Origin of the sequence: Schinkia azotoformans LMG 9581 (assembly GCF_000307855.1) — a bacterium.
In the GTDB taxonomy this organism is placed as follows: Bacteria; Bacillota; Bacilli; order Bacillales; family Bacillaceae_J; genus Schinkia; species Schinkia azotoformans.
In genome coordinates, this window is the sequence record NZ_AJLR01000063.1 from 1 (window position 1) to 650 (window position 650).

General features: G+C 40.2%; 1 protein-coding gene. It reads right to left on the reverse strand.

Going from position 1 to position 650, the window contains the following annotated elements:
* Positions 1-561 (reverse strand): ATP-binding protein (locus BAZO_RS10385; RefSeq protein ID WP_003331423.1); only part of this gene is annotated, 561 nt, incomplete at its 3' end.
* Positions 562-650: the final 89 nt, after the last annotated feature.

The following is a 650-nucleotide window of genomic DNA, read 5'->3' on the forward strand; positions in this document are numbered from 1 at the left end:
ATATTTAAATTCAGTTGTTGAAAAAATAGTAGAATCGGGCATGAAAGTCACTTTTGTCCCCGTTTTTGATTTCGGAGCTTTCCCTATTTTTTCCAAAGTAGTTGCTGGATGTCCTCCATTTTCAAAACGTTGGCGATAAACAGTCCCATCACGAGTGATTTCAACTTCTAACCAAGTAGAAAGAGCATTTACCACCGAAGATCCTACACCATGCAATCCACCAGAAGTTTTATATCCCCCTTGACCAAATTTACCACCAGCATGAAGAATAGTGAAAATAACCTCAACAGTTGGAATTCCCATCGCGTGTTTTCCGACAGGCATTCCGCGCCCTTCATCTTCTACAGATAAAGAACCATCAGCATTAATGGTCACTGTAATGTTATTCCCAAAACAAGATAAGGCCTCATCGACTGCATTATCTACAATTTCCCAAACCAAATGGTGCAAACCTGTTCCATCAGTTGATCCGATATACATCCCTGGGCGCTTTCTGACCGCGTCCAAACCTTCAAGGACCTGAATTGCACTGTCATCGTAATTATTAATATCTATTACCATCTATTTTCCTCTCATCGAAAGCCCATATCTTTTATCAGCAAGATCATCACTCGCTTTGTTCGCAATTTACAGACCATTAATAATCGCTT